The organism is Terrabacter lapilli (genome assembly GCF_039531305.1).
Lineage (GTDB): Bacteria > Actinomycetota > Actinomycetes > Actinomycetales > Dermatophilaceae > Terrabacter > Terrabacter lapilli.
The window spans coordinates 1,125,751-1,147,932 of the sequence record NZ_BAAAPU010000007.1; the positions used below are offsets into that span (position 1 = coordinate 1,125,751).

Below are 22,182 nucleotides of genomic sequence, written 5' to 3' on the forward strand. Positions count from 1 at the left end.
GTGGTGGGGTGGGCCGCCGGAGGCGCATCGCACAAGGTGAAGGAGTCGCCGTGAAGATTTCGGACGTGCTGCGCCACAAGGGCAGCGAGGTCATCACCATCAAGCCGGGTGAGACGGTCTCGACACTGCTCGCCCTGCTGGCTGAGCACCGCATCGGAGCCGTCGTGGTGAGCGCCGACGGGACGACCGTGGACGGGATCGTGAGCGAGCGCGACGTCGTGCTCCACCTCCACTCGACGGGGACCAGCGTGCTGGACGGCCCCGTCTCGCGGATCATGACGAGTGACGTGACCACCGGGTCCGCCGACGACGACGTGGCCGACCTGGCCGGCACCATGACCGAGGAGCGCGTGCGGCACGTGCCCATCGTCGACGCCGACGGCAGGCTCACCGCCATCGTGTCGATCGGTGACATCGTCAAGCACCGCCTCTCGGAGCTGCAGTCCGAGCGCGACCAGCTGAGGGACTACATCAGCCACTGAGGGGTCGGCGCCCGACCCGGCGACCATGGCTTCCGCGACGCGGGCAAAGCGGGAGACTTCGGGGCGCGCTGTGGGTGTGTCCCGGCCACGGCGCCGCGGTCGCATACCGTAGGGACATGACTGCGTACGACCGGACCGCGCGGGTGCCGAGCCCCCGGCCCGGCACCCGCACCGGCGCGCTGCCCACGGCAGGGGGCGCAGCGGTCCAGCGGCCGGCGGCAGCGCAGCGCATCGGGCCCTACCGCCTCATCGAGGAGATCGGCGAGGGCGGGATGGGCGTGGTCCACCTGGCCCTCGACCCGAGGGGACGTGCCGTCGCGATCAAGGTGCTGCGCTCGCACGTGGCCCACGACGCCGATGCCCGCCAGCGCCTGGCCCGCGAGGTCGACACGCTCTCTCGCATCCGCGACGCCCGGGTCGCGACCGTCATCGACGCCGACGTCATGGCGCCGCGCCCCTACATCGTGACCCGCTACGTCCCGGGGCCCGCCCTCGACGAGGTGGTCGAGGAGCACGGCGCCCTCGCGCCCGCCGACCTGCTGCGTCTGGCGTGCGGCGTGGCCGAGGCCATTCGCTCCATCCACGCCTGCGGGGTCGTGCACCGCGACATCAAGCCGGGCAACGTCCTGCTCGAGGACGGCGACCCGGTGCTCATCGACTTCGGCATCGCCCACCTGCAGGACGACGTGCGCCACACCGTGGGGGGCCTTGTCATGGGGACCCCCGGCTACCTCTCGCCCGAGCTCGTCGAGGGCGCGGCCATCACCGACGCCACCGACTGGTGGGGCTGGGCGGCGACGATCACGTATGCCGCGTCCGGCCGCCCGCCGTTCGGGCGCGGCCGCATGGACGCCGTCCTGGCCCGGGTCCGTGCCGGGGCGGTCGACCTCGACGGCGTCGACCCGCGCCTGGTGCCGCTGCTGCGAGCCTCCCTCTCGCCGGACCCGCGCCGGCGCCCGCACGCCGACGAGGTCATCGCCGCCCTCGAGCTCTATGCCGCTGGACAGGCCGCCACCGTCCCCACGCCCCGGGGCGGGCTGTGGGACGACGGCCGCGGCGCCGCCACGCCGGGGGAGACCCAGGTCGTCGAAGGGGTCGGCACCGCCGTCCTGCCACCGGTGGCTCGCACCGCCGTCCAGCCGGCCATCGACCGGGTCGCCCCGTCGCTGCCGCCCGAGTCGGCGCGGTGGGCGCCGCCCACCTCGCGGCCGCGGGTGCCCCCGCCCGCGCCACCGGCCCGCGACCGGGGCTGGGACGACCTCCCCGACGAGCCGGGGCAGTGGGACGACGAGGAGGACTGGGAGGACCACGAGCCCGTCCAGCGCGAGGGCGACCCGCGGATCGGGATGCCCATGCGCACCGGCCTGCTCGCAGCCGCAGCGGTCGCCTGGGTCGGTGCCCTCATGGCGTGGCCCGGCATGGCCCTCGTGACGATCGCGGTCCTGTCCGCCGTGGCGCGAGCGACCGACCGTTCGGTGACCGCGCTGGTGCTCCGGCGCTACGACTTCGGGCGTCGGCGCAGCGACGTGCCCTTCGCCGTGGTCTCCAGCCCCTGGCACCTCGTCGTCGGAGCCGTCGCCACCGTGGTGGGGCTGCTCCTACCGGTCGCGGTCGCGCTCGCCGGCGTCTTCGCAACGGCCTTGATGCTGGCCGGAACCCAGGGGACCGACCTCGGGCCCGGCTCTCCCGCAACGCTGGCCGTCGGGGGCGCCATCGGCCTGCTCATGCTGTGGTGGGGCCCCGGCGGTGCCTCGCTGCGTCGTGGCTCGCGCTCCATGGCCCGCCGACTGGTGCCGGCCGGCCTTGCGGTGCAGGTGGTTTCGGGCGTCCTCATCGTCTTCGGTGCCGTCGCGGCGCTGGTCGCGCTCAGGCACGGCGCCAGCTTCTCGTGGAACCCGTTCGGCGCCAGCCCGTTCGGCCGCTGACCGGCTCGCGCAGCTGAGCCTGCAAGGGCGCACGGTGGGTCCGACGCGACCGCGTGGGACCGCGCCCGACGCATACGGCGTCTGTGTGCCCGCCGTGGGGACACCATGCGGTTCGTGTGCGCGTGTAGCGCACGGCTGCCCAACTGTGGGCCACGAACAGATCACGAAATTGTCTCGACGTGGGTTGTGCGGCGTTGAAACGTCACGTACCGTCAGTGCTCGGCGGCACCCCGGCCTTCGGGCCGGATGGGGGAATCGACATGTGTCCCTGCTCCGCTTCGTCGCGTCCGGCTCCACCCGTGCGCTCTCCACAACTTCACATGGACACCCAAAGAATCCGATCCCTGAGCGCGCCGAGCCTCGCCAGCCAGGGATGTAGCCCACACCGGTGGGCCGGGCGAGGACGGGGGACCCAGTGTGGCCAGAGAGTTCCCGTGCAACGACGCACGAGCACGACATCTGGCCTGGGGGTGAAGTCGCTTCCGCGACAGGGCACCTGACGCCCCAACCCGACAGCTAACCCCGCAGGCGCACGTCAGGAAGGAACACCACCAATGCAGTACCTGTCCAAACATGCTGCGGCGAAGAAGATCTCTGTGAAGCAGCGCCTTGCGGGAGTCGGCATCGCCGGAGCGGCCACCATCGTCGGCGGCCTCGCCACGGCGGGTTCGGCCAAGGCATCCTCGGTCTGGGACGCGGTCGCCGCGTGCGAGTCCGGCGGCAACTGGGCCATCAACACCGGCAACGGCTTCTACGGCGGCCTGCAGTTCACGAAGAGCACCTGGCTCGGCTTCGGCGGCGGCGCCTACGCATCGCGCGCCGACTACGCCTCGCGTGAGGCGCAGATCGCCGTCGCGCAGCGCGTCCTCGCCGTGCAGGGCCCCGGCGCCTGGCCCGTCTGCTCGGTGCGTGCCGGCCTGAGCCGCTCCAACGGGGGCGCCACCTCCAGCAACATCACCGCTTCGCGTTCCACGCAGCGTGCCCCGCTGACCACGAAGTCGACGGTCACGAAGAAGTCGGTCAGCAAGAAGAAGTCGTACGCCGGCACCTCCACGGTGAGGAACACGGCCCGGAACACGGCGACCGGCCCGTCGATCACCGTTCGCAGCGGCGACACCCTGGGCGAGCTCGCCCAGCGCTACCACGTGGCCGGTGGGTGGAAGGCCCTCTGGAAGGCGAACGGGGCCCGGGTCACCAACCCGAACCTCATCTTCGTCGGCCAGGTTCTGCGCCTGCCCTGAGTTACTGGTAGAACTGAGCCGGACGGCCTCGCGCGACCAACCCCTGGGTTGCGCGGGGCCGTCCTTCTGCGTCCGGCCCTCCCTCGGCCCCACGCTCGGGTGGGGCGATCGTTTGGGCGTATGCCGCCGCGCTCGGTTACGCTTTCGCCCGTCCCGGGGCTGTGCCGCGGGCCCGCTGGCGTGGCGCAATCGGTAGCGCACCTGTCTTGTAAACAGGTGGTTAGGGGTTCGAGTCCCCTCGCCAGCTCTCTGACCGGCACAAACATGCCTGAAGCTCCCCTTCCCGCCCGGCTGGGGCGAACCCGTCCACTGTCCTGGGTCCGTCGAGCCTGATGAGGGCGAGCCGCTGACCTACTTCCGCGACGCTCCTTGGCTGAGGGAGAGGGCACCGACCGACGAGGCCCTCAGCGGCGGACGACTACTCGTCCGCCGCTCTGAGGTGGGTCTCAGCCGAAGTACGGCGACGAAGGCGCCCAGAGGACATGCGTCTGGCCGTTCTGTGAGGTGCCGCCGCTGACGGGCACCCAGCTCTCGAGATCGCCGGCGTATCTGAAGAGATCAGATACGGCGGGGTCCGTCGGTGACTGCGGGTCAACTCCGTGGGCAGCGGTCCACGAGCCCCACTGGCCCGAGAAGGCGGCGGTCTCGAGGGCACCCATGACGGCCGAGGAGGAGCCACGCGACACGACCATGACCCGGCCGGATTTCGTGATGGCCACTGATGGCGCTCCGACCGTGCCCGCGGGCAGCTCGCGCCACGGACCGCTCCTGCCGTCGGCGGTGAGCGGGAGCGTCCGGATCCGAACCACCCCGTCGGTGCCGCGATAGGCCAGGACCCCGTCCAGGCCTCCTGGGTACGCCACCAGCGACGGCGTCGTCGCAACTCCGGTTGCCTCGGTCGTCCAACCGTGCAGCGTGCTGCCCTCGAAGCGGCCGAGGCGCAGGTCGCCGCCGCCTGTGACCACGCCGACCACGAGCTGCGCCCCGCCCGCGCGCGCGACCATGACCTGGACCGGGGCGAGCCCATCGATCCCGGTGTAGAGCCAAGGCAGGAACTCCCCTGTGTCGAGGAGCTGCCGCTTGACCCACAGCCGGCCCTGTGCGTCGACAGCGAAGTGGTACGCCGTCGTGCCGATCGATCCCGACGACGGCGAGGTGACCATGCGGCCGCCTTCGTCCGTGCTGGGGAGCAGGCTGAAGGTCGAAGGGCGCTGGAGCGCTGCGTGCATGGTGCCACCGGGACCGGTTGCCAGGACCGAAGCACGGCCATCGGTCAGCCGGGTCACCGAGGGAGTGCCGGCCGCACCGGGGAAGTCTGCGGTGACCTGTCCCAGGCCGCCGCTCTCGCCGTCGAACCGGCCCCAACGGAGCCCAGACCCGCTTTCGGGGATCATCACATCGACGGTGGGCGACGTGTTGACCGACGTCAGGCCCGGTCGGTCGGTGGGCGCGGTCCGCGGCGTGACCGTTGCCGGGACGAACGACGTGGTGTTGCGGCAGGCGTTGCTGCCCGCGGTCACCTGGCGCATGTTCTGCCAGCCCATGCCGATGCGACGGCCCGACACAACCCAGCTGGCGGTGTCCTCGCGGTAGCGGTACTGGCGCAGGTCACCACCGGAGGTGACCGCGAGCAGCACGTCCCCGCCGGGCGAGGTGAGCTTGGTGTAGATGTTCCACCCGGCGCCGACCGAACGCCGCTCGGAGAGGATGCGATCGCTCGTGGTCTCGTAACGGACCCGGTCGAGGGCGCCGTTGGTCCGGCGGACGAAGAGCACTCCGTCGCCGGCTCCCACGAGGGCCGCCCGGCTCGGGTCCGCCTGCAGCACCAGATCCTTGAGGGCAACGAGGCCCGTGTGGTCAGCGTCGAACCGGTAGGAGCGCAGGGCTCCGGCGTCGTCGAGGACGAAGATCGTGCCGCGCTCGTCCGCGGCTATCCGCTGGGCCCGCGACGCCGCAGCGAACTCGCCGAGGAACCCGAACTTGCGGCGCTGGACGTCCCATGTGCCGGCGGTCGTGCGGTGGTAGACGTACAGTCCGTCGGATCTCAGCGCGTAGACCCACCCGGACGGCCCGGCGAGGACGCGGCCGTAGACCTGCCAACCGCTCCCGATCGCCGATCGTGTCCCGAAGGCCGCCGAGCCGCTGGCCGCGTTGCCAAGGGGGTACTGGAAGAGCGTGCCGGCCGTGTCCACGGCGAGCACCGGTGCGGTCGACGCGCACGTGACGGTGTCGGCGGCGGCCGCCGCGCTGGTGGCGGTGAACGCCGCGGCCAGGGCCAGCGCGATGGTGGCGGCGCGGGCGCGCGTCATCGACTTCGGTGACATGTGTGTGTTCCTTCTCGACAAGCCGGGGCTGGGCCTCAACGGTTCGGTGCACACCCTAGGCTGGCGTGGGCCCCATCGGGGGCTTGGCTGCCGTCACCCTTTTCGGCGCGACCTGGAAGGCAGGTGGGGGCCTCCGTCGCAGGGCAGCCACACCCCACCGGCGTGGTCCCACGGGTGGCGTGAGGAAGTCCCGACCCGAGGGGGCACCGCCGCGGCGGTTGCACGATCGGCGGCCCGTGCACGCCACGCTGCCGGAGATGCGTCGAACCCAGCTCTCCGGCGTCACGGCCCTGCTGATGGTCGCGGTCACAGGTCGACCTCCAGCGCATCGGCACCCCTGTGTCGCCGATGGACAGGACCTTGGCCTCTGGGGCCTGATGCTCCAGGCGCGCAACATCGAGATCGGGAGACATGGGCACACGCTCTCCCAGCGCGAGCGAAGCCACCAGATGTGAAGGAGACGCCGATGCGCAAGGTCTCGAGGTCCGAAGCTGCATCCCACACGGCCATCCCGGGGTACGCCGACGCATACGAGCAGGAGATCGGCGACTGGACCGTCACCCTGGAGAGCGACCTCAGCGACATGGACCTCGCCCCGTTCTTCAAGGGGGCGCCGAACGACCAGTGCCAAGCCCACCACATGGGCTACGTCGTCAAGGGGCGGTTCGGCTACCGGATCGGCGACGGCGTAGAGGAGATCTTCGAAGCAGGCGAGGCGTTCGTGATCGAGCCGGGGCACACGCCGATCATGTTCGCGGGAGGAGAGTTCGTCGCCTTCACCCCCACGGACGAGGCCAAGCAGGAGGCCGCGGTGATGAGGCCCAACATCATGAAGTACGCGAAAGAACACGGGATCGAGCTGTAGACGAAGGGCTCGGCGCCGGGAACCTCGACGCCGTACTCCGCTGCTGCCTCCGGCTCCCGTCACGGGTCACCCTCGCTCAGTGCGCCTGAGAGGGGAGCCACGCGTAGCGTCGCTCCAGGGCGGCGCTTCGACCTCACTCTTGAACGACGCCGGAGCGGCCGCCGCGTCCTTGTCCGAGTGGACGAAGAGCGCGTCGAGGACCGTCATCAGCCTCCTCGGTGGGTCTGTCAGCTCTCGGTGCCGTTGGGCCGGTCCTGCTCGATCTCTTCGTCATGGGAGATCGGCCCCTTCTCGGCCTCTCTCGGTCGCTCGAAGAGGTTGGTGAGCCAACGGCGCTTGGGCGCTCGATGGCGTCCAGGCTGCAACTGATCGTCATCCTCGTCGGCAGGGGTGGCGTCCCCGTCCGAGGGCATGTCCGGTCGATCGGTCATCGAGGTCATCGAGGTCAGTGAGGTCGGTGAGGTCGTCGGGGTGGCAGAGGAGGCCGTGACGGCGTCGTCCGTGGCCACCCGAGCGGCATCGACCAGCTCCTCGGGGCGAGTGCCGAGGGGGAGCTGCAGCGCGTCCGCGAAGGCTGCTGCGCTGGCCGGCCGGTCCTCCGGCTTCTTCGCCAGTCCGGCCATCACCGTGGTGCGGAGCGGCTCGGGAACCGAGTCGGGCAGCGGCGGCGCGGGCCGGATGACGTGGGCCAACGCCGTGGTGATGACCGAGTCCCCGTCGAAGGGCGGCTGCCCCGTGAGCAGCTCGTGACCGATGACCGCCAGCGAGTAGAGGTCGCTGGCCGGCGTGGCGGGTTGGTTCTGCGCCTGCTCGGGCGACACGTAGTGGGCGGTCCCGAGGAACTCGCCGGCCTGCGTCAGCTGCGAGCCCTCGAGCGCCCGCGCGATGCCGAAGTCGGTGAGCCGCGCGTAGCCGTCGGCGTCCACGACGATGTTTGCGGGCTTCACGTCCCGGTGCACGACGCCGGCCTCGTGCGCGGCCTTCAGTGCGATCGCCATCTGGTAGAGGATGTCCCTCACCTCGGCAGGTGGCAGCTGCTTGCGCTCGCGGATGATGGCCGACAGCGGCTTGCCCTCGACGAGCTCCATGACGAGGTACGCGCTGTGCTGGCCCTCCCCGAAGTCGTGCACCGTGACGATGTTCGGGTGCTGCAGCGAGGCGCTGTGCAGGGCCTCGGCCCGGAAGCGCTCCAGGAAGCTCTCGGCTTCCTGGGCGTGCGGGCGCAGGACCTTGACGGCAACCGGCCGGTGCAGCGTCTCGTCCGTCGCCCGCCAGACCTGACCCATGCCACCGGTGCCGATCACCGTCTCGAGCCGGTAGCGCCCGGCGATGAGGAGTCCGGGTTCGTAGTTCACCGCGACCCACCGGGGCCGGCCGCAGGCGGCGCGGCGCCCATGCCGGGGACGGCGATGGTGACCCGCCGGCCCTCGTGGCGCAGACGCATCTACTTCCTGCTTCCTGGTTCGGCGCCGAGCCGTCCAGCCTCCATCGGCTGCAGCCCGGCCGGGTGGGCTGCTCATGGACCCTGGGCCACGGCGTGGTGGTGTTCTCACCGCCTATTCTCGCAGGATCTCAGGGGCCGCCTGCACGCCCCTGCGTCGAGCCCCAGGGCGCGGGCCCGGCCACGCTGTGCCGGCCCGGTGGCGCCGCGCGGGGGTCTCGTCCCTTCTGTGACCGCAAGTTCGCGGTTCGGCTGCGTCGTCACCGTGAGGGGTGTACCCCGGGATGAGGGCCATCGCCCGATCGGCCCTCAACCCACCCCAGGGAGGGGCTCATGCTCACCAAAGCCTCCGTCACCGCCAACATCCCCGCGGCCGACCTCGCACGGGCACGGTCGTTCTACGCCGAAGCGCTCGACCTGAAGCCGGTCACCGAGCTGGAGGAGGCCGGGATGCTCGTCTACCGCACCGACGGCGGGACCGAGTTCAGCGTCTACCAGACCGAGTACGCGGGTCAGGCCGGCCACACCGTCGCCCAGTTCCACGTCGAGGACGTCGTAGCCGAGGCTCGCGCCCTGCAGGCCAAGGGCGTCGCGCTGGAGACCTACGAGATGCCCGGCGTCCAGTGGGACGACGGCATCGCCGACCTGGGCGACATGGGCAAGGCCGCCTGGTTCAAGGACAGCGAGGGCAACATCCTCTGCCTGGACTCCGGCTTCCCGGAGGCCTGAGCCGGTCAGCCGCTGGCGAGTGAGGTGAACAGCTCGCCGTACTGCAGGAGGTGCCGGTCGCCGAGGAACTGACGGAGCACCCGGTCGTGGGCGGCCGCCCCCAGCTGCTGGCGCCGCCCGGGGTCCGCGAACAGGCCCGCGGCCAGGGTGGCGAAGCGCTCCAGGTCGGTCGGGTCGTCGAGCAGCACGCCGCTGACGCCGTCGACGATCTGGTCGACGATGCCGCCGACGGCCGAGGCGACGAGGGGCCGCTGCTTCCACATCGGCTCGGTGACGGTGAGCCCGAAGCCCTCCATCAGGCTCTTCTGCGCCACGACGGTCGCGTGCCGTTGCAGGGCGTTGACGAGGTGGGCGTTCTCGTCGACGTCGTCCATGGGCAGGCAGCACAGGTGCGCCCGCTCGCGCTTCGAGGGCGGGAGCCCGGCGCGCAGCTCCCGGCACTCCTCGAGCACCTGGGCGCCCTCGGGGTCATCGGTCACCCCGCGCACGTCCGGACCCACGAGCAGCAGGTGCACGTTCTGCGGGAACAGGTCCAGGTGGTCGGTGAACGCAGTGAGCACGCCGGCCATGTCCTTGAGGTGGTCCCACCGGCTGACCTGCAGCAGCACCTCCGCGTCCGGAGGGAGAGGCCGGTCCTCGTCCACGAGCAGCCCGCGGTGCGCGCGGACCGTGCCCGCCGTGCCGTCGCGGCGGACGAAGGCGAGGTTGCCGTCCCCGTCGGACCGCCGGACGATGCCGGCCCGGTCCAGGGCCCCGCGGATGCTGTGGGTCGCCATCGGGGCGTTCTTCGCGCTGAACGGGTCGAGCGACGGCGGGACGACGGTGACCTGGGGCGTCAGCCAGGGCGGCGCGTACTCCTTACGGGAGAAGACGCAGGCCTCCGCGCTCTCGATGAACGGTCGCAGGAACGTCCACCCCCGGTCGGTGTAGGCGTTGGACCGGTCCGACCCGATGTGGGAGCGCCAGATGACGTGGGCGCCGTGCTCGCGGAGCGCCTGCGCCATGCCCGCGGTCTGCGGGTCGTGCAGCAGCACGATGTCGCCCGGGCTCACCTGGCCCTGCCACCCCTCGAGGTTGCGGGCGAGCACCTCGCGGTAGTGGTCCTGGTCGGCCGGGTCGAGGTGGTCCAGGTCGCCGCGGAACCCGTGCAGCAGGTTGTGCAGACGCTTGGTGACGGCGAAGAACCTGTCGTCGCCCGTGATGACGAACCATCGGGTGTCGATCCCCGCGCCTCGCCCGTAGCCGACCAGCGTCTGCAGCATCTCGGCCACCCCGCCACCGCGCTCGGTGGAGCTGACGTTCCACACGGTGCGCCCCGCCAACGCCTCGGCCGTGCGTCGACCCGCCTCGCTCAGGAGGGCCACCCGCTCGGGCGGGAGGACCTGGGCGAAGCGGTCGAGCGCTACGGCACCTACCGAAACCTCACGCATACCCTCATCGTGAACCCGACGGGCGCCCTGTGTGGGCGTTCTGCCCTCAACTCGTCCCGGGCGCGGCCCCGTCGACGCGGGCCCCCTCGTCGGAGGTGAGGAGGACGACGTTGCCGTCGGGGTCGTCGACCATGGCGGCGTAGGGGCCGGCGGTCTGCGTGGGCGGCATACGGCCGGGGTGACCTGCCGCGACGAGGTCGGCCCACCGTCGATCGACGGAGGCGTCGTCGCCGACGTAGAACTCGAGCAGCTGCTGGTAGCCCCCGGCCGGGCGCGTCCACGCCGGGTCGTAGGTGGCTGCGAAGGAGGTCGTCAGCAGCAGGCTCACGCCGCTGCCCATCCGGTGGATGACGAGCGGTCGGCCGGGCTGTGGATCGGGGACCTCGAGGCCCAGGTCGCGGTAGAACGCGACGGACGCCTCGAGGTCACGGACCTCGAGGACGAGCATGCTCAGCTGGGTCTCCACCGGTCACCACCGTCCCCGGTGCACGACCTCGTCGAAGGGGCGCCGGTCCAGCCGCTCGATGACGCGCAGCGGCTTGTCCGACGGGTAGCCCACCGAGAGGAGGTAGGCCAGGAAGTGGCCCTCGGGGAAGCCGAGGACGGCCCGGGCCTGGTCCTGGTCGAGCGCGGCGGCATGGCCCGTGCCGACGCCCTGGTCGGCCGCGGCGACCATCATGGCGTAGGTGGCCTGGCCGAGGTCGTAGTGGAGGATGGCGGAGCGCCGGTCGTCCTCCGGCACCGGCGCCACGATCGCGATGGCGGCCGCCGCTCGGGCGACGTGCTGCGCACCCTGCCAGACCTTCGCCAGCTCGACGAGCTGCGCTCGGTCTGTGACGAGGACGAAGTCCCACGGCTGCCAGTTGCTCGCCGAGGGGGTGCGCCGGCCGGCCTCCAGGATGCGGTCGAGCGCCTCCTCGGGAACGGGCTGGTCGGTGAACTGCCGGACATTGCGTCGCGCCCGCATGGCGTCCCAGGTCTCCATGGAGCCATCGTGCGCCGAGAGCGCGGGGCGTGGCGGCGGTTTGCCGGCCAGCGGGTCAGGGGGTCTTGCGCGTGAAGGTGAGGTGGGTGACGCCGCTCGGGGCCGAGACCGCCTCGACGTCGAAGCCCTCCTCGACGGCCTCCAGGCCGTCCCAGAGACGGACGCCGCGGCCGAGCACGATCGGGACCACGACCAGGTGCATGTGGTCGACGAGGCCGGCGAGGAGGAAGTCGCGCACGACGGTGACCCCACCGCCGATCCGTACGTCCTGTCCGCCGGCGGCGGCGCGAGCCGTCTCGAGCGCCTCGGCGGGGGAGGCCTCGAGGAAGTGGAACGTGGTGCCGCCCTCCATCTCGATCGAGGGCCGGGGACGGTGGGTGAGCACGAAGGTGGGCGTGTGGAAGGGCGGGTTCGGTCCCCACCAGCCGTCCCATCCCGGGTCGTCCTGCCAGCCGGGCGGCCCGAACTTGTTGGCACCCATGATCTCCGCGCCGATGCCAGGGTCGTGGCGCTCGGCGAAGGCGTCGTCGACTCCGGCGGTGCCGGTCGGGTCCCAGGAGCGGGTGGCCATCATCCACTGGTGCAGCCGCTGGCCCGCGTGCCCGAAGGGCGCCTCGGCGCTCTGCGGCTCACCGGTGCCGAAGCCGTCGAGTGAGACGGAGAAGTTGTGGATCCGGGTGAGTGACATCGGTGTCCTCCTGGGGTCGGTGCGCGTCGACTGCCCTCAGCCGGTCCTCGGGCGGTGACACGATGATGCTCCTTCGACGGCGCGGCCGCGCCGTCGTATGCCGTCCGCTCGCGTATGCCGTCCGCTCGCCCTGCGTCGGATCGTCCCCCTCCCGACGAGGGGTCGACAGCCGACTGGCAGCCTTGTGCGACATGAGGGCTGTCGACGTGGAGACGCTGCGCCTGTTCCTGCACGTCCTGGCTGCCACGGTCTGGGTCGGCGGCCAGATCACCCTCGCAGCCCTGGTCCCGGCGCTCCGGGCGGCCGGGGCGGACGTGCCGAAGGCGGCGGCGAACGCCTTCAACCGCATCGCCTGGCCGGCGTTCGGGGTCCTGCTGCTCACCGGCATCTGGAACGTCGTGGCCGAGGGGGACAAGGGACCGGCCTACCAGCGCACCCTGATGCTGAAGTACACGCTCGTGGTCGCCTCCGGGGTGACCGCCTTCGTGCACGCCCGAGCCCGTTCGCGCCGGGCGATGGCGGTCTTCGGCGCGCTGACCGGACTCACGGCCGTGGCCGCGCTGCTCGTCGGGATCCTGCTCGCGGCGTGACTCGTCCGCGACGATCGGGAGGGGGCTGGTCGCGTCTAGGCTGGAACCGTGGGCAACGGCGGCGACGGGCCGCCCGGACGCCGCACGACGCTGCGGCTGGGCGGAATCCTCCGCGCGTCCGCAGGCGCCAGGCGCGCAGCCTCGGCCGGCACGGCAGCCCGGGCCGGGCTCGCCGTGGCCGCCGTGACGCTGTCGGCCTGCACCGCGGCGATGCCACCGGGAGTCGACCGCACGCCACTGCTCGCCAGCCCCGCCCCGGTGCTGACCACCATCGACGGGATGACCGCCGCTCCCGAGGCGGTCGAGTGCGTGAACGAGCGGCTGGACAGCCGTCGCAGTGCCCTGCCCGGCCCGCAGCTGTTCCCCCAGGCGTTCCCCGGGACCGTGAGCGTGCGCGTGATCCGACCCGGGCGCGACGCGTCGGACCCCGCCTGCGGCGCCACCCTCCCGGAGAGGTTCAGCTGCCGCGACGCGACGACCTGGGCCGATCCCGACCCGACGGAGTTCCTCCTCACGTTCGGCGCACGCCAGGTCAAGGTCGTGGAGGGGGCGTCCGCGGCCCGGACGCAGTCCTCGGAAGGCGGCCCTGGCCTCGGGCCGTCGAAGCGCTCGTTCACCTACGCCGAGTACGCCTTGCCGGAGGGCGACCCGCGCGGCGCGGTCGCGTTCGAGCGGCGGGTCTTCGACATCTGCGCGCCGGCCGGCGCCCGGGTCGTCTCCGGCCTGGAGGGGCACACCGCGACGATCGGGACGCAGACGGGCCCCGCCGACGTCGCGTTCCTCGCCGTGGGTGGTCGGCTCGCACAGGTGGCCCTCTCCGGCAGTCGGTGGGCGGCCGGCGAGCGGGACCACGCCTGGGAGGTCGTGGCACAGCACCTCTTGCAGGAGCGTTGAAGCGGTGGCGCTACCTCGGTCCGGCAGCCCGCCCGCACCCACCCGGTGCCGGTGCCGCGGACGCCCACCTCCAGTGAGGTCGGTGGTGCTCATGGAGTCATCCTCCGCGTCTCGGGCGGTTGTTACAGTGCGGTCGTGGGGCAGGCCATCGGCGCGGTCCGTCTTGCCGGCGGGACGCGGGTCGCCTACGCGACGAGCGGAGGCGGTCCGCCGCTGCTCTTCGTCCCGGGATGGGTCTCCCACCTGGAGCTCGGGTGGGCGCTGGCGCCGGAACGCCGCTTCTACGAAGGCCTTTCGCAGGGCCGCACTCTCGTCCGCTACGACCGCCCGGGCTGTGGCCTCTCCGACCCGGCGCCGGACCGTGACCTCGTCGGGCTCGAGCTCGAGGTGATCGCCGCGGTCACCGCCCGGTTGGGACTCGAACGCTTCGACGTTCTGGGAACGTCGATGTCGGTCCCGCTCGCCGTCACCTGGGCCCGATCGAGACCCGAGACTGTCGATCGCCTTGTGCTGTACGGCGGTTGGGTGGACGGCGACCGCATCGCGGACCCTGTCGTGCGAGCCCACATGCTGGGCCTGGTGCGCGAGCACTGGGGCCTGGGCTCGGAGCTGCTCACAGGGTTCTTCGCCCCCGACGCAGACGCCGCCTTCCGCGCGTCGCTGGCCGCGCACCAGCGGCATTCGGCGTCGGCCAGCGACGCCGAGCGCCTCCTCGGTGCGTGCTACTCGATGAGTGTCGCCGACGACCTGGCGGGGATCGGTGCCCGGACGTACGTGATCCACCGCGAGGGGGACCGGGCCGCACCCGTCCGAGAGGCACGCCGGCTGGCGGACGGCATACCGGGGGCGCAGCTCACCCTGCTTCCGGGTCGCGCGCACATGCCCTTCGACGGCGACGTCGACGGCCTGCTCGCCGTCATCCGCGAGTGCCTGGACCTCCCGGCGCTCCCGCCCGCGCCGCCGTCCGCGGCCGCCGTCCTGACCGCCCGGCAGCTGCAGGTCGCGCGCCTGGTGGCTGACGGTCTGAGCAACCGCGCCATCGCCCGGGAGCTCGTCCTGAGTGAGCGGTCGGTGGAGTCGCACGTGGACCGCATCCGAGCCCGACTGGGCTTCCGCTCCCGCGCGCAGGTCGCCGCCTGGTATGCCACCACCTACCCCTGAGTGCCCAGCACGGGCCGCGGGGGGCGGGTGGGCCGCCCACGTGCCGTGTTTCCACGGCTGACGGCGGCCGCCGAAAGGACGACGCTCGGAGCATGAAACGCACTCTCCTGCTTGGGTATGCCGCCCTCGCGTACGTCTTGTTCGTGGCCGTGCTCGCGTGGGCGGTCGCCTTCGTCGCCGACGTCGGCGTCGTCGTCGGCATCGATCACGGGCCGAGGGTCGCGACCGGCGCGGCGATCGCGGTCGACCTCGCGCTGCTCGGCGCGTTCGCGGTGCACCACTCCGTCATGGCGCGCCCCTCGGCGAAACGCGTCCTGACCCGGTTCGTGCCCGCCGCGGCAGAGCGCAGCACCTACGTCCTGTCGGCCGACCTGCTGCTCGCGCTGGTGTTCTGGCAGTGGCGTCCCGTCGGCGGCACGCTGTGGGACGTGAGCGCGCAGCCGTGGCGTGGCCTGCTGTGGACGCTCTACCTGGCCGGCTGGGCGCTCGCCGTCGCGTCGACGTTCCTCGTCGACCACCTCGACCTCGTCGGCCTGAGGCAGGCCGGGGCCCGCGACTACGTGCCGCCGGGCTTCACGACGCGCGGGCTCTACGCGCTCGTGCGACACCCGCTCATGCTCGGGCTGCTCGTCGCGTTCTGGGCGACACCCACCATGAGCGGCGGTCACCTGCTGTTCGCCGCGGCGGCGACGGCATACATCCTCGTGGGGATCCGCTTCGAGGAGGCCGACCTGCGGCGTTCCATCGGCGCGCCGTACGTCGACTACGCCCGTCGCACCCCGGCGCTCCTCCCGGTGCGCCGACGTGCCGTTCCGGGCGCCCGGGTGAACGAGCTCTGACCGAGGAGGGGTCATGGGTACGAGCGTGGTCCGGTTCGAGTCGCGGACGGTGGTCCGTCGGCCCGCGTCCGAGGTGTTCGAGTGCCTCACCGACCTGCCCGGCTACAGCCGGTGGATGCATCGCGACGGGGTGTTCGGGAGGGTCGAGCTGACGTCACCGCCGCCCGTCCGCTCCGGCACGACGTATGTCGACCACACCCGGATGGGCGCCTTCGTCGGGGAGGTGATCGTGCACGACCCGGCCTCGCGGCTCGCGTTCCGCGAGACGCTCTGCTGGTTCGGCCGACCAGTGGTGCAGGCGCGGCCGAGCTACGCCCTCGAGCCCTTCGCCGACGGCGCCACCGACCGCGCCACCGACCGCGCCACCGACCGCGCCTTCGACTGCGGTTGGACGGTGGTGCACCACACGGCCGAGGCCGAGCTGTACGGACCGATGCGGTTGTTCAGGCGCGCCGTCGCCTGGATGGTGAGCCGGGAGCGGACCCACACCCTGGTCTCCCTCGAGCGTGCGCTCGCGGCCGAGAACCCGCAACGGACCGGCTCACGCCAGCCGGGCGGCGGCCGCGTGCAGCCCGTCAGCCGCCGCGGGCGCGCTGCAGGCCGGCGCGCATGGTCTCGAGCGTGAGCCGGAAGTGCGCCTGCGCGCACCGGTTCGCCGCGTCGGCCTCACCGCGCACCACATGGCCCACCAGCTCGACGTGCTGGGCGAGCGCCTCGTCGTAGAACTCGCGAGTGTATGGCTCGAGGCCGAAGCCGAGCGTGGCCGCTGCCGTGAGGTGGGCGCTGAGCGAGGTCAGGTGCGGGTTGCGCGCCGCGGCCGTGATGAGCCCGTGCAGCCGCCGGTCGGCGTTGCGGGCCTGTGTCATCGACGTCGCGGCCCGGAACTCCTCGAGGGCCTTCTCCAGCGCTGCGACGTCGTCGGCCGTGCGCCGCTCCGCCGCGGCGCGGGCGATCATGCCCTCCGCCATGCACCGGTAGTCGTAGAGGTCGAGCAGCCGCGGGATCTCGGTCTCGAGCGTGCGCCGGGCGACGTCCGGTGCGACGTCCTCCCACGACGCCGAGGCGACGAAGGCCCCGCCGGCGCGCCCGCGTCGGGTCTCGATGAGCCCCAGCTCGGTAACGTGCTGCAGGGCCTGGCGCACCGTCGCCCGGCTGACCCCGAGCGAGGCGGCCAGGTCGCGCTCCGGCGGCAGGCGCTCGCCGGGGGAGTACTCGCCGACGGCGATGGCCGTGATGAGCCGGTCGGTCAAGGACGTGGCCTTGGTCCGCGGGCCGCCGCCGAGCAGGGCGACGGCATCCCCGTCGTCCCGCTCCGGATCGCTCTGCACGAGCGCAAGTCTAGGCATCCCGCTGTCAAAGGTCTTGTCACCAGACCATTTATCTGGTCCACTTTGGCCTGGTTCACCCGAGGAGGACCCATGGCAACGACGCGCGACGCGCGCTTCCCCGACCCCACCACCGAGGGCGAGGTCGACTTCCGCAGCCACCGGACGTGGTACCGCATCACCGGCGAGCTCGACCCGGACGCCGAGCAGGCGCCCCTCGTCGTGCTCCACGGCGGTCCCGGCGCCGCCCACAACTACACCCTGATGATGGCCAACCTCGCCGGGCGCGGCCGGGCGGTCGTGCACTACGACCAGCTCGGCTGCGGCGGGAGCACCCACCTGCCCGACGCCCCCGTCGACTTCTGGACCCCGCAGCTCTTCGTCGACGAGCTGCGCAACCTCGTCGAGGCCCTCGGCATCGACCGACGCTTCCACCTGCTCGGCCAGTCGTGGGGCGGGATGCTCGGTCCCGAGGTCGTCCTCGCCGACGACGCCGGCATCCGCAGCCTCACCATCTGCGACTCGCCGGCCTCCATGGAGCTGTGGCTCGAGGCAGCCAACACCCTGCGCGGGGAGCTGCCCGCCGACGTGCAGCAGACCCTGCTGGAGCACGAGGAGGCGGGCACCACCGACTCGCCGCAGTACGCAGCCGCCGAGAAGGTCTTCTACGACCGCCACGTGTGTCGGGTCGTGCCCAACCCGCCCGAGGTGACCGACTCCTTCGCCCAGATCGAGGCCGAGCCCACCGTCTACCACACGATGAACGGGCCCTCGGAGTTCCACGTGGTCGGGTCGCTCAAGGACTGGTCGGTCGTCGACCGGCTCGACGGCATACGCGTCCCGACGCTCGTCGTCGCCGGCGCGCACGACGAGGCCATGCCCCTGGTGTGGGAGCCGTTCGTGGAGCGCATCCCCGACGTGCGCTCGCACGTCTTCCCCGAGTCCAGCCACATGCCGCACGTCGAGGAGCCCGACGCCTTCCTCGACGTCGTCGAGTCCTTCCTCGCCCAGCACGACTGACCCTGCGCCCACCCGACGTCCCAGCCCACCCGACCCGGAGGTCACGCATGTCCAACGTCGACAGTCACACGCTCGGTGAGGGGGACCTCACCGAGTTCGGCTACAAGCAGGAGCTGAGCCGTGGGCTCTCCACGACCGACCTGCTCATCTACGGCCTCGTGTTCATGGTGCCGATCGCGCCGTGGGCCATCTACGGCACCGTCTACAACGAGGCGAAGGGCATGGTGCCCCTCGTCTACCTCATCGGCCTCGTCGCGATGATCTTCACCGCGCTGTCCTACGCCCAGATGAGCCGGGCCTTCCCCATCGCCGGCTCGGTCTACGCGTACGTCGGCCGCGGGATGCACCCCAAGCTCGGCTTCATCGCCGGCTGGACGATCCTGCTCGACTACCTGCTCGTGCCGACGCTGCTCTACGTCTTCGCCGCCGAGTCGATGTCCGGCATCTTCCCGGCCGTGCCGAAGTGGGCGTGGATCCTGATCTTCCTGGCGCTCAACACCGCCATCAACTACGTCGGCATCTCCTTCACCGCCCTCGTGAACAGGCTCTTCCTCACCGCCGAGGTGCTCTTCCTCGTCATCTTCGCCGTGATGGCCGTCGTCGCCATCGCCCACGGGACCGACGGCGCGCACGTCACGGCCAAGCCGATCTTCGACTCCGCCAACTTCTCGGCACCCCTCGTCGGCACGGCGCTGTCGATCGCCGTGCTGTCGTTCCTCGGCTTCGACGGCATCGCCACCCTGGCCGAGGAGAGCAAGGGCGGCCACCGCTCCGCCGGGAAGGCCATGATCGGCGGCCTCTTCCTCGTCGCCTTCTTCTTCATCAGCCAGACCTGGCTCGCGGGCATGCTCATCCCGAACACCACCTCGTTCCCGGACGACCAGGCAGGCAACGCGTTCTTCGACATCGTCGGCCGGATCAGCAGCAACGGGTGGCAGATCGCGTTCCTGGCCATGAACGCCCTGGCCGTCGGCATCGCCAACGCCGTGGCGGCCCAGAGCGCCACCTCGCGCCTGCTGTTCTCGATGAGCCGCGACGGCCAGCTGCCCCGCTTCCTGGCGCACATCAACACCCGGAGCAAGGTGCCCGAGCGCGCCATCCTGCTCGTCGCCGGCATCACCCTCGTGCTCGGCCTCTTCTTCGTCGGCCAGATCGGGCTCATCACCTCGCTGGTGAACTTCGGTGCCCTCACCTCGTTCCTGCTGCTGCACCTGTCCGTCATGACCTACTACGGCGTCCGCCGCAAGTCGCGCAACGTCGTCCTGCACTGGGTCGGCCCGGTCATCGGCTTCCTCATCATCGGCTTCGTGCTCTGGAACGCCGAGCCTGCCGCCAAGATCGGCGGCCTGGCCTGGCTCGTGATCGGTGTCGTCGTGCTGGCGTACTACAGCCGCAAGGGAATCGGCATCCTGCCCGAGCACCGCGCCGACGCCGCGGGCACCTCGCCGGACACCCTCGCCGAGCTCCACCCCGCCGCCGAGCAGAAGGGCTGACCATGAGCACCCACCTGATCACCAAGGACCACGCGCACGCCGGCTACTCGGCCGAGCACGAGCCGGTGCTCACCATCGAGCCGGGCACGGGGGAGCGCATCAGCTTCGAGACCGACGACGCGGCATACGCCCAGATGGAGCAGCTGCGCGACCTCGCGAAGGTCACGGCGACGATCAACCCCGTCACCGGCCCCGTCCACGTGACCGGGGCCGAGCCCGGCGATGCCCTGGCGGTGACGATCCACGACATCGAGATGGCCGAGCACGGCTGGTCCGTCTACATCCCCGGGGCGGGCGCGCTCGCCCGCCCGATGGGCGAGGAGTGGTACGTACGCCGCGTGCCCGTCCACGACGGGAGCGCGCAGCTCACCGACCGGGTGACCTGTGCCGTCGCCCCGATGATCGGGTGCATCGGCGTGGCGCCCGCCGAGGGTGAGATGTCCACCGTCATGCCGTCCTACCCGACCGGCGGCAACATGGACCTCACCGACGCGAGGCCCGGCTCCACCGTCTACCTGCCGGTCAAGGTCGAGGGCGCCCGGCTCGCCATCGGCGACCTGCACGCCGTCATGAGCCGCGGCGAGAGCTCCTTCGTCGCGATCGAGATCGCCGGGCGGGCCACCGTCAGCGTCGACCTCGTCAAGGGCATGGGGCTGCGCGCACCGCGGATCGACACCGGTGACGAGCTCGTCTGCGTCGGCCTGGGTGACCCGGTCCAGGACTCCATCGACCGCGCGTACGAGGACCTCTTCGCCGTGCTCACCGAGGAGCACGGCTACAGCAAGGGCGACGCGTACACGGTCATGAGCGCCCTCGCCCACACCGAGCTCGGTGGGCCCACGGGATCCGAGACCCCCGACCCGCTGCACCCCTTCCGGGCCATCGGGCAGGTCACGCTGGCGCGCATCGCGAAGCGCTACCTCGACCTCGCCTGAGGTGCATCCGGCTCACGGGTCCCGGCGCTCGCCGTCGTGCTGGGACCCGTGGGGGCGGAAGGTCACGTCGACCTCCTCGAACCCCTTGGTCCGCTCGGCCTGCGCCTGCTCCGTGTAGGCCCGCCGGTCGGCAGGCGTCAGCGTCACGTCGTCGGTGAACGGCGTCAGCAGGGCTCGCGGGTGCAGGCCGTCGGCCCGGACGACGTTGACCTCCACGCAGAGGACCACCATCGCCGCCGCCAGGTAGAGGAAGGCGAGCAGGCCCAGGACCACCGCGAAGACGCTGTTGGTGGCGCTCGCGTTCCTCACGACGTGCGAGACGAACACGACGCCGAAGGACTGGAGCAGCTGCCAGCCGACAGCCGCCCCCAGCGCACCCGGCAACACGTCCCCCACCGACAGCGGGCGGGTGGTGGCGAAGCGGAAGGCGAAGACGAACAGGGCGGCGTTGAGCAGCACGCCGGCAGCGAGAGTCAGCACCTTGACGACCACCTGCGAGGACCCCGACCCCGGGGTGCCCACCGCCGACAGCACCATGGTGCCGAGGATCGCGACGCCCACCGTGGCGAGGAGGACGAGGCTGCGGCCGCGCGCCTTGAAGGGGTTGGGTCGGTCGTTGCGCGGCACCCGCCAGGCGGTGTTCATGGCGTACTGCGCGGCCTGCGCGACGCCGAGGCCGCCGTAGAGCGAGACGAGGATGCCGACGACGAGGCCTGTCGCGCCACCGCCGAGCCGCCGGGGCTCGCCCAGCTGTGCGCCGACCACCGGGAACTCGGCCACCGCCGAGTGGATCACCCGCTGCTGCAGGTCCGGGTTGCCGGCGAGGACCAGACCGAGCACGGTGGCGAGCACCAGCAGCAGCGGGAACAGCGACACGAACCCGTAGTAGGCGATGAGCGCGGCAAGGTAGGGCCCCGAGTCGTCGAAGTACTTGTAGAGCACCGCGATCGGGAAGTTCGCTGCGCGATGTCTGCGCTGGAACCGATCCAGCCGCTCGAGGGCCACACCGGTCTCGTACCCTGCACGGGGTCCTGGCGCTCAGTCAGGACCTTCGCCAACGCCGTGAACGCCGTGGTCGTGCTCCTCGTCGCCTCCATGGTGTTCGACGAGATCCGCACGGCCCACTTCCCGGGCTTCACGTTCCCCTTCCCCGCCTGACGGACCCGAGGCGCGCAGGCGCTCGAGCCGGACCGCTACCGGTCCATGAGCGGGTCAGCCGTAGCCGGCTGACCCGGGCCAGCCGTTGGCAGCGACGTACCAGACGGCGGACGTCAGCACGACGGCCACGACGACCGTGAAGAGCAGGCCCCCCGCCACCGGCAGGAACCACCCTGGCGCCCGCCTGGCCCGCACCGCCACCACCTTGACCACCAGGGCACCGATGGCGACGCAGCCGAGCACGCCGTGCACGACCGTGCGCGTCGGCACGGACCCGCCGGACGCGAAGCTCCCGGTCTCCAGGCCGATCGCCCACAGGCAGTGGTACGCGACGACCACGATGAGCAGGAACGCGACGGCACCGGAGATGCGGTGGGCGGTGCCGAGCCAGGCGGGGGCCCTGACGCCGAGCCGGTCGTAGAGCCACAGCGCCCCGACGAGCTGGAGCACGGCGAGAACTCCGACCACGATGGACAGCGCGATCTTCATGGCGATGACGGATCCGAAGCCGAAGGCCGTCGTGCCGGCGAGCGTGGGGTCGTGCACCTTGCCGAAGACGCCGACGAGCAGGGCCACGACGGCCCCGGCGGCGAACCCGACCAGGGGGACGGTCATGTTCCTCGGCGCTGCACTGTCTGCCATTCAGTCAGGATGCTC

Annotated in this window: 23 protein-coding genes, 1 tRNA gene and 1 riboswitch; of the genes, 15 read left to right on the forward strand and 9 right to left on the reverse strand. The window is 71.8% G+C overall.

The window, feature by feature from the left end:
* Nucleotides 1-50 precede the first annotated feature (50 nt).
* The 4 genes from ABD241_RS13245 to ABD241_RS13260 all read left to right on the forward strand — a co-directional run bounded on the left by ABD241_RS13245 (nt 51) and on the right by ABD241_RS13260 (nt 3,895).
* Nucleotides 51-482 (forward strand): CBS domain-containing protein, encoded by a 432-nt coding sequence (locus ABD241_RS13245; protein ID WP_344063216.1) that lies wholly within the window; start codon nt 51-53, stop codon nt 480-482.
* A 116-nt stretch (nt 483-598) separates the two neighbouring features.
* Nucleotides 599-2,407 (forward strand): serine/threonine-protein kinase, encoded by a 1,809-nt coding sequence (locus ABD241_RS13250; RefSeq protein ID WP_344063219.1) that lies wholly within the window; start codon nt 599-601, stop codon nt 2,405-2,407.
* A gap of 373 nt (nt 2,408-2,780) precedes the next feature.
* A riboswitch (cyclic di-AMP (ydaO/yuaA leader) is annotated at nt 2,781-2,953 on the forward strand.
* Nucleotides 2,954-3,003: 50 nt separating this feature from the next.
* Entirely contained in the window at nt 3,004-3,648 is a 645-nt protein-coding gene (locus tag ABD241_RS13255; protein WP_344063222.1) for a transglycosylase family protein, read from the forward strand.
* 174 nt (nt 3,649-3,822) lie between these two features.
* Nucleotides 3,823-3,895 (forward strand) — tRNA-Thr (locus ABD241_RS13260).
* A gap of 199 nt (nt 3,896-4,094) precedes the next feature.
* On the opposite strand, the gene ABD241_RS13265 is transcribed toward ABD241_RS13260, so the two are convergent.
* Nucleotides 4,095-5,972 (reverse strand): tachylectin-related carbohydrate-binding protein, encoded by a 1,878-nt coding sequence (locus ABD241_RS13265; protein WP_344063225.1) that lies wholly within the window; start codon nt 5,970-5,972, stop codon nt 4,095-4,097.
* 466 nt (nt 5,973-6,438) lie between these two features.
* Here ABD241_RS13265 and ABD241_RS13270 point away from each other — a divergent pair, with 466 nt between their 5' ends.
* On the forward strand, nt 6,439-6,837 hold the full coding sequence (locus tag ABD241_RS13270; protein ID WP_344063228.1) for a cupin domain-containing protein: 399 nt from the start codon (nt 6,439-6,441) through the stop codon (nt 6,835-6,837).
* A gap of 227 nt (nt 6,838-7,064) precedes the next feature.
* On the opposite strand, the gene ABD241_RS13275 is transcribed toward ABD241_RS13270, so the two are convergent.
* The gene (locus ABD241_RS13275) at nt 7,065-8,192 is read right to left on the reverse strand and encodes a serine/threonine-protein kinase (RefSeq protein WP_344063231.1); all 1,128 of its coding nucleotides are present in this window, start codon (nt 8,190-8,192) and stop codon (nt 7,065-7,067) included.
* Between the two features lie 419 nt (nt 8,193-8,611).
* On the opposite strand from ABD241_RS13275, the gene ABD241_RS13280 reads away from it, so the two are divergent.
* Complete coding sequence (locus ABD241_RS13280) at nt 8,612-9,007, forward strand: VOC family protein (RefSeq protein ID WP_344063234.1); 396 nt, start codon at nt 8,612-8,614, stop codon at nt 9,005-9,007.
* A gap of 5 nt (nt 9,008-9,012) precedes the next feature.
* Here ABD241_RS13280 and ABD241_RS13285 read toward each other — a convergent pair whose 3' ends face one another.
* The 4 genes from ABD241_RS13285 to ABD241_RS13300 are packed head-to-tail and all read right to left on the reverse strand — an operon-like array spanning nt 9,013 to nt 12,110.
* A complete protein-coding gene (locus ABD241_RS13285) occupies nt 9,013-10,437 on the reverse strand; it encodes a glycosyltransferase (protein WP_344063237.1) in 1,425 nt (474 codons plus the stop codon).
* 46 nt (nt 10,438-10,483) lie between these two features.
* Nucleotides 10,484-10,903: a VOC family protein gene (locus ABD241_RS13290; protein WP_142181160.1), complete on the reverse strand. Its 420-nt coding sequence runs from the start codon at nt 10,901-10,903 to the stop codon at nt 10,484-10,486.
* 3 nt (nt 10,904-10,906) lie between these two features.
* Nucleotides 10,907-11,422: a nitroreductase family protein gene (locus tag ABD241_RS13295; protein ID WP_344063242.1), complete on the reverse strand. Its 516-nt coding sequence runs from the start codon at nt 11,420-11,422 to the stop codon at nt 10,907-10,909.
* 55 nt (nt 11,423-11,477) lie between these two features.
* The gene (locus ABD241_RS13300; RefSeq protein ID WP_344063245.1) at nt 11,478-12,110 is read right to left on the reverse strand and encodes a dihydrofolate reductase family protein; all 633 of its coding nucleotides are present in this window, start codon (nt 12,108-12,110) and stop codon (nt 11,478-11,480) included.
* Nucleotides 12,111-12,301: 191 nt separating this feature from the next.
* On the opposite strand from ABD241_RS13300, the gene ABD241_RS13305 reads away from it, so the two are divergent.
* The 5 genes from ABD241_RS13305 (at nt 12,302) to ABD241_RS13325 (ending at nt 16,219) form a co-directional block, all read left to right on the forward strand.
* On the forward strand, nt 12,302-12,700 hold the full coding sequence (locus ABD241_RS13305; protein ID WP_344063247.1) for a hypothetical protein: 399 nt from the start codon (nt 12,302-12,304) through the stop codon (nt 12,698-12,700).
* 48 nt (nt 12,701-12,748) lie between these two features.
* A complete protein-coding gene (locus tag ABD241_RS13310) occupies nt 12,749-13,594 on the forward strand; it encodes a hypothetical protein (protein WP_344063250.1) in 846 nt (281 codons plus the stop codon).
* Nucleotides 13,595-13,729: 135 nt separating this feature from the next.
* Nucleotides 13,730-14,755: an alpha/beta fold hydrolase gene (locus tag ABD241_RS13315; RefSeq protein WP_344063253.1), complete on the forward strand. Its 1,026-nt coding sequence runs from the start codon at nt 13,730-13,732 to the stop codon at nt 14,753-14,755.
* Between the two features lie 92 nt (nt 14,756-14,847).
* A complete protein-coding gene (locus tag ABD241_RS13320; protein ID WP_344063256.1) occupies nt 14,848-15,594 on the forward strand; it encodes a methyltransferase family protein in 747 nt (248 codons plus the stop codon).
* Nucleotides 15,595-15,607: 13 nt separating this feature from the next.
* Entirely contained in the window at nt 15,608-16,219 is a 612-nt protein-coding gene (locus ABD241_RS13325) for an SRPBCC family protein (protein WP_344063259.1), read from the forward strand.
* On the opposite strand, the gene ABD241_RS13330 is transcribed toward ABD241_RS13325, so the two are convergent.
* The gene (locus ABD241_RS13330) at nt 16,170-16,922 is read right to left on the reverse strand and encodes a FadR/GntR family transcriptional regulator (RefSeq protein WP_344063262.1); all 753 of its coding nucleotides are present in this window, start codon (nt 16,920-16,922) and stop codon (nt 16,170-16,172) included. The genes ABD241_RS13325 and ABD241_RS13330 overlap by 50 nt on opposite strands.
* A 90-nt stretch (nt 16,923-17,012) precedes the next feature.
* Here ABD241_RS13330 and ABD241_RS13335 point away from each other — a divergent pair, with 90 nt between their 5' ends.
* Genes ABD241_RS13335 through ABD241_RS13345 form a run of 3 tightly spaced genes read left to right on the forward strand, consistent with a single transcriptional unit; the run spans nt 17,013 to nt 20,367 of the window.
* Entirely contained in the window at nt 17,013-17,939 is a 927-nt protein-coding gene (locus ABD241_RS13335) for a proline iminopeptidase-family hydrolase (protein WP_344063265.1), read from the forward strand.
* Nucleotides 17,940-17,986: 47 nt separating this feature from the next.
* Nucleotides 17,987-19,432, forward strand: a complete 1,446-nt coding sequence (locus ABD241_RS13340; protein ID WP_344063269.1) for an APC family permease — start codon at nt 17,987-17,989, stop codon at nt 19,430-19,432.
* A gap of 2 nt (nt 19,433-19,434) precedes the next feature.
* The gene (locus tag ABD241_RS13345) at nt 19,435-20,367 is read left to right on the forward strand and encodes an acetamidase/formamidase family protein (RefSeq protein ID WP_344063272.1); all 933 of its coding nucleotides are present in this window, start codon (nt 19,435-19,437) and stop codon (nt 20,365-20,367) included.
* Nucleotides 20,368-20,379: 12 nt separating this feature from the next.
* On the opposite strand, the gene ABD241_RS13350 is transcribed toward ABD241_RS13345, so the two are convergent.
* A complete protein-coding gene (locus ABD241_RS13350; RefSeq protein ID WP_344063275.1) occupies nt 20,380-21,309 on the reverse strand; it encodes a YihY/virulence factor BrkB family protein in 930 nt (309 codons plus the stop codon).
* A 24-nt stretch (nt 21,310-21,333) separates the two neighbouring features.
* On the opposite strand from ABD241_RS13350, the gene ABD241_RS13355 reads away from it, so the two are divergent.
* Nucleotides 21,334-21,525 (forward strand): hypothetical protein, encoded by a 192-nt coding sequence (locus ABD241_RS13355; RefSeq protein WP_344063278.1) that lies wholly within the window; start codon nt 21,334-21,336, stop codon nt 21,523-21,525.
* A 54-nt stretch (nt 21,526-21,579) separates the two neighbouring features.
* Here the strand turns inward: ABD241_RS13355 and ABD241_RS13360 are convergent, their stop codons facing one another.
* Nucleotides 21,580-22,167 carry a DUF6529 family protein gene (locus tag ABD241_RS13360; protein WP_344063281.1) on the reverse strand — a complete coding sequence of 196 codons (588 nt, stop codon included), beginning with the start codon at nt 22,165-22,167 and terminating at the stop codon, nt 21,580-21,582.
* Nucleotides 22,168-22,182: the final 15 nt, after the last annotated feature.

Excerpts from the sequence above, each read along its gene's own strand:
- ABD241_RS13265 (WP_344063225.1), bottom strand. The coding sequence starts at position 5,972 with ATGTCACCGAAGTCGATGACGCGCGCCCGCGCCGCCACCATCGCGCTG.
- ABD241_RS13280 (WP_344063234.1), top strand. The coding sequence starts at position 8,612 with ATGCTCACCAAAGCCTCCGTCACCGCCAACATCCCCGCGGCCGACCTC.
- ABD241_RS13295 (WP_344063242.1), bottom strand. The coding sequence starts at position 11,422 with ATGGAGACCTGGGACGCCATGCGGGCGCGACGCAATGTCCGGCAGTTC.
- ABD241_RS13270 (WP_344063228.1), top strand. The coding sequence starts at position 6,439 with ATGCGCAAGGTCTCGAGGTCCGAAGCTGCATCCCACACGGCCATCCCG.
- ABD241_RS13340 (WP_344063269.1), top strand. The coding sequence starts at position 17,987 with ATGTCCAACGTCGACAGTCACACGCTCGGTGAGGGGGACCTCACCGAG.
- ABD241_RS13250 (WP_344063219.1), top strand. The coding sequence starts at position 599 with ATGACTGCGTACGACCGGACCGCGCGGGTGCCGAGCCCCCGGCCCGGC.
- ABD241_RS13320 (WP_344063256.1), top strand. The coding sequence starts at position 14,848 with ATGAAACGCACTCTCCTGCTTGGGTATGCCGCCCTCGCGTACGTCTTG.
- ABD241_RS13325 (WP_344063259.1), top strand. The coding sequence starts at position 15,608 with ATGGGTACGAGCGTGGTCCGGTTCGAGTCGCGGACGGTGGTCCGTCGG.
- ABD241_RS13355 (WP_344063278.1), top strand. The coding sequence starts at position 21,334 with ATGTCTGCGCTGGAACCGATCCAGCCGCTCGAGGGCCACACCGGTCTC.
- ABD241_RS13305 (WP_344063247.1), top strand. The coding sequence starts at position 12,302 with ATGAGGGCTGTCGACGTGGAGACGCTGCGCCTGTTCCTGCACGTCCTG.
- ABD241_RS13300 (WP_344063245.1), bottom strand. The coding sequence starts at position 12,110 with ATGTCACTCACCCGGATCCACAACTTCTCCGTCTCACTCGACGGCTTC.
- ABD241_RS13360 (WP_344063281.1), bottom strand. The coding sequence starts at position 22,167 with ATGGCAGACAGTGCAGCGCCGAGGAACATGACCGTCCCCCTGGTCGGG.
- ABD241_RS13335 (WP_344063265.1), top strand. The coding sequence starts at position 17,013 with ATGGCAACGACGCGCGACGCGCGCTTCCCCGACCCCACCACCGAGGGC.
- ABD241_RS13345 (WP_344063272.1), top strand. The coding sequence starts at position 19,435 with ATGAGCACCCACCTGATCACCAAGGACCACGCGCACGCCGGCTACTCG.
- ABD241_RS13285 (WP_344063237.1), bottom strand. The coding sequence starts at position 10,437 with ATGCGTGAGGTTTCGGTAGGTGCCGTAGCGCTCGACCGCTTCGCCCAG.